10 protein-coding genes are annotated in these 10,200 nt (G+C 66.4%); all 10 read left to right on the forward strand.

The window, feature by feature from the left end; all coding sequences use genetic code 11:
- Positions 1–426: MaoC family dehydratase (locus tag ABWP92_RS14385; RefSeq protein ID WP_353236083.1), on the forward strand; the 426-nt coding region annotated here is incomplete at its 5' end.
- A gap of 69 nt (positions 427–495) precedes the next feature.
- Entirely contained in the window at positions 496–1,476 is a 981-nt protein-coding gene (locus ABWP92_RS14390) for a Bug family tripartite tricarboxylate transporter substrate binding protein (RefSeq protein ID WP_353236084.1), read from the forward strand.
- A 3-nt stretch (positions 1,477–1,479) separates the two neighbouring features.
- Positions 1,480–2,910, forward strand: a complete 1,431-nt coding sequence (locus tag ABWP92_RS14395; protein ID WP_353236085.1) for an MmgE/PrpD family protein — start codon at positions 1,480–1,482, stop codon at positions 2,908–2,910.
- A complete protein-coding gene (locus tag ABWP92_RS14400; RefSeq protein ID WP_353236086.1) occupies positions 2,907–4,079 on the forward strand; it encodes an acyl-CoA dehydrogenase family protein in 1,173 nt (390 codons plus the stop codon). The genes ABWP92_RS14395 and ABWP92_RS14400 overlap by 4 nt, the downstream gene beginning before the upstream one ends.
- Positions 4,076–5,314 carry a CaiB/BaiF CoA transferase family protein gene (locus tag ABWP92_RS14405; RefSeq protein WP_353236087.1) on the forward strand — a complete coding sequence of 413 codons (1,239 nt, stop codon included), beginning with the start codon at positions 4,076–4,078 and terminating at the stop codon, positions 5,312–5,314. Before ABWP92_RS14400 ends, ABWP92_RS14405 begins: the two co-directional genes overlap by 4 nt.
- Positions 5,311–6,114, forward strand: a complete 804-nt coding sequence (locus ABWP92_RS14410) for a GntR family transcriptional regulator (protein WP_353236088.1) — start codon at positions 5,311–5,313, stop codon at positions 6,112–6,114. The genes ABWP92_RS14405 and ABWP92_RS14410 overlap by 4 nt, the downstream gene beginning before the upstream one ends.
- Positions 6,115–7,314, forward strand: coding sequence for an MFS transporter (locus ABWP92_RS14415; RefSeq protein ID WP_353236089.1), 1,200 nt, complete (start codon positions 6,115–6,117; stop codon positions 7,312–7,314). It begins immediately after the preceding gene.
- 20 nt (positions 7,315–7,334) lie between these two features.
- On the forward strand, positions 7,335–8,153 hold the full coding sequence (locus tag ABWP92_RS14420) for an HpcH/HpaI aldolase/citrate lyase family protein (RefSeq protein WP_353236090.1): 819 nt from the start codon (positions 7,335–7,337) through the stop codon (positions 8,151–8,153).
- A 99-nt stretch (positions 8,154–8,252) separates the two neighbouring features.
- Entirely contained in the window at positions 8,253–9,338 is a 1,086-nt protein-coding gene (gene selD / locus ABWP92_RS14425; protein WP_353236091.1) for a selenide, water dikinase SelD, read from the forward strand.
- 96 nt (positions 9,339–9,434) lie between these two features.
- On the forward strand, positions 9,435–9,920 hold the full coding sequence (locus tag ABWP92_RS14430; RefSeq protein ID WP_353236092.1) for a GNAT family N-acetyltransferase: 486 nt from the start codon (positions 9,435–9,437) through the stop codon (positions 9,918–9,920).
- Positions 9,921–10,200: the final 280 nt, after the last annotated feature.

A 10,200-nucleotide genomic window follows, 5' to 3' on the forward strand; every position in this document is an offset into this window, starting at 1 on the left:
GTCTACGAGCACCGGCCGGGCCGGACCATCACCGACAACGACAACATCCAGTTCTCGCTGCTCACCATGAATGCGCATCCCATGCACTGCGACGCCCACTTCGCGGGCAAGAGCGAGTTCGGCCGGCTGCTGGTCAACAGCGGCCTGTCGCTCGCCGTGGTGCTGGGCATGACCGTGAACGACGTGAGCGCCAAGGCCATCGCCAATCTGGGCTGGAAGGAAATCAAGCTCACGGCGCCCGTGTTCGGCGGCGACACGCTGTACGCCGAGTCCGAGGTGCTGGAGGTGCGCCCCTCCAGGAGCCGTCCCACGCAGGGCATCGTCACCACCAGGACGCGAGGCTTCAATCAGGACGGGGTCATGGTGATGGAGTTCATCCGCATGTCGCTGGTCGCCCGGCGCGGCCATGGCGTGGACGATCTCTGATGCGGACGCATCCCGCGCACCATGCCGTTATCGGCTGACTCTAGATAGAAATACCAAGGAGACAACACCATGAAATTGCCATTCAGGGCAGCGCGCGCGGCATTGGCCGCGCTGGGATTGACGGTCCTCGCCCATGCCGCGTCCGCCGCGTACCCGGACAAGCCCATCCGCATCGTGGTCGGCTTCCCGCCAGGGCAGGCGACGGACATGATCGCGCGCATCGCCGCCAAGAAGCTGCAGGACACGCTGGGCCAGCCGGTGGTGGTGGACAACAAGCCCGGCGCGGCGGGAATCATCGGCTCGGAGATGGTGGCCAAGTCGCCTCCCGACGGATACACGCTGCTGGTGGGATCCAGCGGCACCATGGCCATCAATCCGAGCCTGTATTCCAAGCTGCCTTACCACCCGCTCAAGGACTTCGAGCCGATCACCAATCTGTCGGTGGTGCCTTTGTTCCTGGCGGTGAATCCCACGGTGCCCGCGCAAAGCGCTCTTGACCTGGTGAAGCTGGCCAAGGCCGCGCCGGGGAAGATCAACTATGGTTCCGGCGGCAGCGGCGTGACCAGCCATCTGACGATGGAACTGCTCAAGCATCAGTTGGGCATCGATCTGACGCACGTTCCCTACAAGGGCAGCCCGGCGGCGGTGACCGACCTGATCGGCGGCCAGATCAGCGCGATGATCGACACCGGTCCGGCGCTGCTGCCGCACATGCGCACGGGCAAGCTCAGGGTCCTCGCGGTGGCAAGCGAAAAGCGCAACGCCGCGGCGCCCAATGTCCCGACCATGGAAGAGGCCGGCCTGGGACGTTTCGTGGCCCCGGCCTGGGTCGCCATCGCCGCGCCCAAGGGAACGCCCAAGGAAATCGTCGATACGCTGAACAAGGTGTTCGCCACCAACTGGCGCGATGCGCCCGACGTGAAGGAGCAGCTCAATGGACTGGGCGCGGAAACTTCCTGGATGACGCCCGATGAATTCACCAAATTCATCCAGGCCGAAATCGACAAGTGGGCGGTGGCGGTGAAACTTTCCGGCGCGAGGGTGGACTGAGGCATGACGCATTCCGACTCCCGATTCACCCGCTGCGCGAGCCTGTCCGCGCAGCTCGCGGATTACGCAACCGGCTTCGCGCTGGACGCCGTTCCGCGGGAAGTGCGCGTGCGCGCGGCCCATCTGATGCTGGATGCGCTGGGCATTGCGCTGGCATCGACGCAGTGGGACTTTTCCCGCACCACGCTGGCCGGCCTGCGCGAGCTTGCCGGGCCGGGCGGCGATGTTCCCGTGATCGGCTTCGCGCAGAACCTGCCGATGCGCGACGCGGTGATCATGAACGCCTTGCTGATCCACGGCCTGGATTATGACGACACGCATCCCAGCGGAGTCATCCACGCGACCACCTCCATCCTGCCCGCATCGCTGGGCCTGGCGACGCGCCTGAACGCATCCGGGCGGGATCTGCTGGCTGCCTACCTGCTGGGCATGGAGACGGCGACGCGCCTGGGCGCGGCGGCGAAAAGCGGCTTCCATCAGGTGGGCTTCCATCCCACGGGGCTGATCGGCACCTTCGGCTGCACCTTCGCGGCGGCCAGGCTGCTGGGGCTCGACAGCGCGGCGACGATCAATGCGCAGGGCATCGCCCTGTCGGTGGCCTCCGGCAGCCTGGAGTGCCTCGAGGACGGCTCGTGGACCAAGCGCCTGCATCCGGGATGGGCGGGCGCATCGGGCATCACCGCGGCCACCATGGCCAGGCACGGCTTTGTCGGCCCGCGCGCCGCCTACGAGGGGCGCTTCGGCCTCTATGCCAGCCACCTCGGCCCGCTGCTGGACAAGTGCGACCTCGGCATGATCACGGCGGGCCTGGGCAGCGATTGGGAAACGCTCAACGTCGCCATCAAGCCCGTGCCCGCATGCCACTTCACCCACGCGTTCGCCGATGCGGCGGGCATCCTCTCGGGGGAGTGGGGCGGCGCGGACATCAAGCGCATCATCGCCAAGGTTCCGCCCGGAGCGATGAAGGCGGTGTGCGAGCCCATGGAGAAGAAGCTGCATCCATCCAACGCCTACGAAGCGCAATTCAGCGTGCCGTATTCCGTCGCCACGGGACTGCGTTTCGGCCGCTTCACGCTCGACGCGCTGGATGCCGCCGCCTGGCAGGATCCGCTGACGCTGGCGATCGCCGCGAAAGTGGAGTGCGTGCCCGATCCCGAGGCGGATTTCCCGCGCTACTACGGCGGCGAAGTGATCGTCGAACTGCAGGACGGCCGCACCCTGCGGCACGCCGAGCCGGTCAATCGCGGCGCTCCCGGGCGCCCGATCGGCAACCAGGACATCGTCGCCAAATTCTATGAAAACGCCACCCGCGCCGTTGACCGCGCCCATGCCGACAACGTGCTCAACGCCGTTCTCGGCATCGAGGATGCGAGCGCCGCGGAACTTTCCCGACTGCTGGGCGTGAAAGCCCGTATGGAGAACCAATCATCATGAATGCACGCCAACCCGCCACCACGCACGATGCGGAACAGGAAGGGCTGATCCTGGACATGCTCGACCGCTTCCTCGCCGTGGAAGTCAAGCCCCACGTGCACCGGCTGGAGCATGACGACATCTATCCCGTGGAGATCGTCGAGAAGATGAAGGAGATGGGGCTGTTCGGCTGCATCATCGACCCGGAATACGGCGGCCTGGGCCTGTCCACGAGCACCTATGCCAAGATCATCGAGCGCATGTCGGCGGTGTGGATGTCGATCTCCGGCATCATCAATTCGCACCTGATCATGGCGATGGCGGTGCAGCGCTCGGGAACGGAAGAGCAAAAGCGCAAGTTCCTTCCGCGCTTCGCGAGCGGGGAGCTGCGCGGCGGCGTCGGCCTGACGGAGCCGGACGCCGGCACCGACCTGCAGTCGATCCGCACCGTGGCCGTGCGCGATGGCGACCACTATGTCGTCAACGGCAGCAAGATGTGGATCACCAACAGCATGTACGGCAATTGCCTGGCGCTGCTGGTGAAAACCGATCCCAAGGCGCAACCCGCCCACAAGGGCATGAGCCTGCTGATCGCCGAGAAGGGCGAGGGCTTCATCGTCAGCAAGAAGCTGGAAAAGCTGGGCTACAAGGGCATCGATACCTGCGCGCTGAGTTTCGAGAACTACCGCGTGCCGGCGGACCGGCTGGTGGGCGGCGTGGAAGGCCGGGGCCTGCAGCAGGTGCTCGGCGGCCTGGAGCTGGGCCGCATCAACGTGGCGGCACGCGGGCTGGGCGTGGCGCAGGCCGCGCTGGACGAGGCGGTGGCCTACGCGCAGGTGCGCAAGACATTTGGCAAACCGATTGCGGAGCATCAGGCCATACAGCTCAAGCTGGGCGAGATGGCGACGCGCACGCAGGCCGCGAGGCTGCTGGTGTATGCGGCCGCGCAGGCCTTCGATCGCGGTGAGCGCTGCGACATGGAGGCTGGCATGGCCAAGTATTTCGCCACCGAGGCCGGGCAGGAGAATTCCCTGGAGGCGATGCGCATCTTCGGCGGCTATGGCTATTCCAAGGAATACAACGTCGAGCGTCTCTACCGCGACGCGCCGCTGCTGCTGATCGGCGAAGGCACGAACGAACTGCAGCGCATCATCATCGCCAAGCAGCTGATCGAAAGGAATCCAGCATGAATGCCGTGGACCCATCCCTGCATGCGGCGGGGGAACAGGCTGCGGCCGCGCAGGCCCCGCTGCCGCTGGCCGGCGTGCGCATCATCGCCGTGGAGCAGTATGGCGCGGGCCCGTTCGGCACGCAGCATCTCGCGGACCTGGGCGCGGAGGTCATCAAGATCGAGAACCCGCATGATGGCGGCGACGTGGGGCGCGCGGTGGGCCCGCACTATTTCGGGCCGGGGGACAGCCACTTCTACCAGTCCTTCAACCGCAACAAGAAGAGCATCACGCTGGATCTGAAGCAGCCGCAGGGCCAGGAAGTGCTGCGCGCGCTGGCGGCGACCGCGGACGTGGTCTTCAACAACCTGCGCGGGGACCTGCCGGCCAAGCTGGGCCTGACCTACGAGCAGCTCAAGGAGGTCAACCCGCGCCTGGTATGCGGCCACCTGTCGGCCTACGGCCGCACGGGCTCGCGCGCGGCGTGGCCCGGCTATGACTACCTGATGCAGGCCGAGGCCGGATATCTCTCGCTGACCGGCGAGCCCGATGGACCGCCGGCGCGCATGGGGCTGTCCATCATCGACCTGATGACGGGAACCACCGCCGCGATGGGCGTGCTCGCGGGCGTCATCGGTGCGAGAGCGTCGGGCGTGGGGCGCGACATCGACGTCAGCCTTTTCGACGTGTCGCTGCACAACCTGGCATATGTCGCGACCTGGTATCTGAACGCGGGCGTGGCCATCGGCCGCGAGCCGCGCTCCAGCCATCCGTCGCTCACGCCAAGCCAGTTGTACAGGACAGGCGATGGCTGGATCTTTCTCATGTGCAACAAGGAAAAATTCTTTGGCGTGCTGGCCGAATGCATCGGCAAGCCGGAGTGGGCGAGCGCGCCGCACTACCGCACGTTCAAGGACCGGCTGGAAAACCGCGAGCAATTGACCAGCGAACTCGATGCCGTCTTGCAGACGCGCACGACCGAGGAGTGGATGCGGCGCTTCGCTGGCAAGGTGCCCGCCGCGCCTGTCTACGACGTGCAGCAGGCGCTGGACAGCGACTTCGTCGCGGAGCAGCAGAGGCTGCTGGACTTCGCGCACCCGGGGGGCGATATCCGCATGGTGGCGTCGCCGGTGCGCGCGGGCGCGCATCCCGTGAAGCCGGCGCCCGCCATGGGGGCGGACACGCGTGAGATCCTCGCGCAGGTCGGATACGATGCGGATGCCATCGCCCGACTGCGCGAACGTGCCGTGATATGACCACTGAAACCGAATCCATCGCTCCCAACGCCCCCAGCCTCGCCGTTCTCGGAAGCCAGCCGCGCTACCTGCAGTTGGCGCAAACCCTGTTGAATGAAATAGAGAGCGGCCGCTACCCCGTGGGTACACAGCTGCCCACGGAATTCGAACTGTGCGAGCAGTTCGGGGTGAGCCGGTCCACCGCGCGCGAGGCGGTGAAAAGGCTGGTGAGCCTGGGTTTGGTGGTGCGCCAGCCGCGCGTTGGCAGCACGGTCTGCGCGCGGGTGGCGACCACGGGCTATCGCCAGAGCATCGCCGAGGTGAGCGATCTCTACCAGTACGCCACCGAGACCACGCTGCACATCGAATCCGGCGACATGGTGCAGATCGATGCCATGCAGGCGCAGCAGGTGGAGGGCGCGGCGGGCGAGACATGGCTGCATCTGCTGGGCCGCCGGCACGTGGCCGCCAGCAGCGATCCCATCTGCGTGACGGAGCTGTGGATCCATCCGGCCTTTCGTTCCGTGCAGGGCCTCAAAGGCCCGTTGAGCCGCGCGGTGCACGCGGTCATCGAAGAGCAGTTCGGCGAGGTCATCACCTCTGTCGAACAGGAAATCCGGGCGCTGGTGCTCAGCGACGCCCATGCCGACGAACTGGGCGCGGCCCGCGGCAGCGCGGGGCTGTGGGTCTGCCGCAAATACCGCAACAAGCTCCAGCAACTGGTGGAGCTGGCCATCAGCATCCATCCGGCGGACCGCTTCAGCTATACCACGGTGCTGCGTCGTGAATGGGGCGTGGGCGCCCGGACAGGAAACAAATAAATGAAAAGCACCTGGATACCTCTTGCCGTGACGCTGGCCATTCAGTCGATGGTGGCGATGGCGTTGCTGACGCTGCCGGTCATGGCGCCCGAGGCGGCCAGCTCGCTTGGCGTTTCGCCGGCCCTGGTGGGAGTCTATGTCGCCATCGTCTACGGCGGAGCCATGTTCGCCAGCCTGGCGGCCGGAACCGCGGTGAAACGATGGGGGGCGATCCGCGTCAGCCAGCTGGGACTGCTGCTGTGCGCTTTCGGGCTGGCGCTGTGCGCGGTCAGCTCGGTCGTGGCGATTGCCATCGGAGCGCTGCTGATCGGCCTGGGCTACGGCCCGATCACCCCAGCCAGCTCGCACCTGCTGGCGAAAACGACGGCTCCCGAGCGCATGTCGCTGGTTTTCTCGGTGAAGCAGACCGGCGTCCCGCTGGGAGGCGTGTTCGCGGGCGCGATCGTGCCGGGCGCCGCGCTGATGCTGGGATGGCAGGGCGCCTTGCTGGTCGCCGCCGCCGCCAACCTGCTGTGCGCGGCCATCGCGCAGCCGCTTTGCCGGAGCCTGGACGCGGATCGGGACAGCGCCCAGCCCCTGGTCCTGGGCAGCCTCTCGCAGCCGATCCGGCTGGTGCTGAAACATCCCGCGCTGCGCATGCTGGCGGCATGCTCGTTCGTCTTTTCGATGGTGCAGCTCTCGCTGACCACCTACCTTGTGACCTATCTTCACGACGCGCTTGCGTACACCCTGATCGCCGCGGGCGCCGTGCTTTCGGTGGCGCAGGTGGGGGGAATCGCGGGACGCGTGCTGTGGGGGTGGGTGGCAGACCGCTACATGGGCGCGCGCAACATGCTCGCCGCCCTGGCGGCCTTGATGGCGGTATCCGCCATCGCAGCGGCGATGTTCAGCGCCGACATGCCGCCGCTGCTGATCATGGCGGTGCTGGTGGTGTTCGGCGCGACGGCGATCGGATGGAATGGCGTGTACCTGGCCGAGGTGGCCCGGCAGGCGCCGGCGGGCCTGGCCAGCGTGGCGACGGGCGGAACCCTGGCCATCACCTTCCTGGGCGTGGTGCTGGGGCCGCCGGTGTTCGGGGCCATGGTGGAGCTGTCCGGCACCTACCGGATCAGCTTCGCGCTGCTGGCCGTTCCCACCCTGGCCTGCTGCGTGCTGCTGCTTTTGGGGCGCAAGAGCGAACGGCTGTCCGCAGCATCCTGACGATTTTTTTCACTTGCCCCATGCAAAAGAACATGAACCAGCGCAGCTATCTTTTCGTGCCCGGAGACCGGCCGGAGCGCTTCGACAAGGCGCTCGCCAGCGGCGCGCATGCCGTGATCCTCGACCTGGAAGACGCGGTTTCCCCCGAACGCAAGGCAGCCGCGCGCGAAGCCGTGCGCGAGTGGCTCGGGCACGCCGGCGAGCAGGTCATCCTGCGTGTCAATCCGGCGTCGACGACGTGGTTCGAGGACGACTGCGCGTTGCTTGCCAGCGGCGCGGTGCGCGGCGTCATGCTGCCCAAGTCGGAGCGCCACGAGGAACTGCGCGCGCTGGCGCAGCGCCTGTCGGGCGATCAGATTCTGATCCCGCTGGTCGAGACGGTGAGCGGCTTTTTCCAGATGGCGTCGATCGCGGGGGCGCCGCGCGTGCAGCGCCTGGCCTTCGGGTCGTTCGATTTCATGTCGGACTCCGGCATCCAGGGCGATGGCGCGGAGCTGGATGCCGTCCGCACGCAATTCGTGCTGCATTCGCGCCACGCGGGCCTGCTGGCGCCGATCGACGGGGTGTCGCTGGCGACCCACGATGTCGCGCAGCTGGAGGCGGATGTCCGTCGCTCCAGGCGTTGGGGCTTTGGCGCCAAGCTGTGCATCCATCCCAATCAGGTGAGCGCCGTCCATCAGGGGTTTGCTCCGACGCAGGCCGAGACCGCATGGGCCCGCAAGGTGGTGCTGGCCCTGGCATCCGGGCCGCTGGGCGCCATCGCGGTGGATGGAAAACTGGTGGACAAGCCGGTGGCCATGCTCGCGCAGTCCATTCTCGACGAGGCTCAGGCCTCTTGATGCCGCGCGCCTGACCGGGCTGCGCAAGAAACCGCGCGGCCCGGTGCGGGTTGCAAATCTGGGATGATTGGCGCCAAGCAACTTCCCGGAAGAATCGTCATGACCACTGCAACCAGCACACCTGCATCGCCGACGGCAAGCCCGGCATTGCCGCGTCTCACTTCGCTGTCGCACGGCGGCGGCTGCGGCTGCAAGATCGCGCCGGGCGTGCTCTCCGAGATCCTGAAATCGAGCGGCGCGAATGCGGTGATTCCGCCAGAGTTGATGGTCGGCATCGAGACCGCCGACGACGCCGCCGTCTACAGGCTCAACGACTCGCAGGCGCTGGTGGCGACGACCGATTTCTTCATGCCGATCGTGGACGACCCCTATGAGTTCGGGCGCATCGCCGCGACCAATGCGCTGTCCGATGTCTACGCCATGGGCGGCAAACCCATCATGGCGCTGGCGTTGGTTGCCATGCCGGTCAACCAGTTGCCGCTCGATGTGATCGGCGCCATCGTGCGCGGCGGCCAGGATGTGTGCCGCGCGGCGGGCATTCCCATCGCGGGCGGGCATACGATTGATTCGGTCGAGCCCATTTACGGCCTGGTGGCGATGGGGCTGGTGCACCCGGATCGCGTGCGCCGCAACGCCCAGGCCAGGGCGGGCGATGTGCTGGTGCTGGGCAAGCCGCTGGGTGTCGGCGTCTATTCGGCGGCGCTCAAGAAGCTCCAGCTCGACGATGCGGGCTATCGTGAAATGATCGCCAACACCACGCGCCTGAATACCCCCGGTCCGCTGCTCGCGGAACTGCCCGGCGTGCATGCGATGACCGACGTGACGGGCTTCGGCCTTGCGGGCCATGGGCTCGAGATGGCGCGCGGCGCGGGCAGGCAGGTGGTCGTGGAGTGGTCCAGGGTGCCGCTGCTGCCCGGCGTGCAGCAACTGGCGCAGGACGGCCACGTCACCGGTGCGAGCGGCCGCAACTGGGCGGCCTATGGCGCGGAGGTGCGCATGGCCGAGGGGCTGCCCGCAACCACCCGGAATCTGCTGACGGATCCCCAGACTTCGGGCGGTCTGCTCGTGTCGTGCGCGCCGCAAAGCGTGCAGGAAGTGCTGGAGATTTTCGGGCGCGAGGGATTTGCGTCCGCCGCCGTGGTGGGGCGCGTCGAGGATGGCGAGCCCGTCCTGCGCGTGGAGTGAGCCAGGAGCGGCGTGTCGCCGTGATGGATGATGACATGCCGGCGGCGGTCGCACCGCCTGGCCGGAGCAAGTGTTCGATATCGAATGAGTGAAGAGATGAGTTCCCCATTGGTAGTACGTTCGGCGGTGATTGAAGATACCGCCACCATTTTGCGTTTTATCCGCGATCTGGCGATTTATGAAAAAGCCGAGCATGAGGTGCTGACCACGCAGGCGCACGTGCATCGCACCATCTTCTCGCCGCAGGCGACGGCGCATGCGCTGATCTGCGAACTCGGTGGCGTGCCGGTCGGCATGGCGGTGTATTTCTTCAACTACTCCACATGGCAGGGGCGCAACGGGATCTATCTCGAAGACCTCTACGTGGATCAGGCAGCGCGTGGCAAGGGCGCGGGCAAGGCCTTGCTGAAGGCGCTTGCGCGGATTGCCGTGGAGAAGGATTGCGGGCGGTTTGAATGGAGCGTGCTGGACTGGAACACGCCTTCGATCGAGTTCTATGACAGCTTGGGTGCGTTGCCGCAGAACGAGTGGATACGGTATCGGTTGACGGGGCAGGCGTTGCTGGATCTTGCGGCTTCGTGAGTGGTTCCGTGCTTGGCGGGCTGGTTTGTTTTTGCTTTTGTTGGGTGTTTGCTTTCCGGGGCCGGGAGTGCGCCCGGCGGCGCAGTAACTTTTTGGTCTTGCCCAAAAAGTCACCAAAAATGCGTTTTTGAATACCTGCGGCGGAACTCGCTTCGCGCTGGCGCGCTGCGCTCGGGCAACCGCCGCAAGTCAGTGAGGGAGAGGTGGGGGCGGCACTTTGCTTCGCTCGTGCTGCTTTATCTCCCGACTTCGGGAGATGGGGGGAGTCGGCTTGTTTTTG

This window comes from Diaphorobacter ruginosibacter (genome assembly GCF_040396215.1).
GTDB classification, from domain to species: Bacteria; Pseudomonadota; Gammaproteobacteria; order Burkholderiales; family Burkholderiaceae_C; genus Diaphorobacter_A; species Diaphorobacter_A ruginosibacter_A.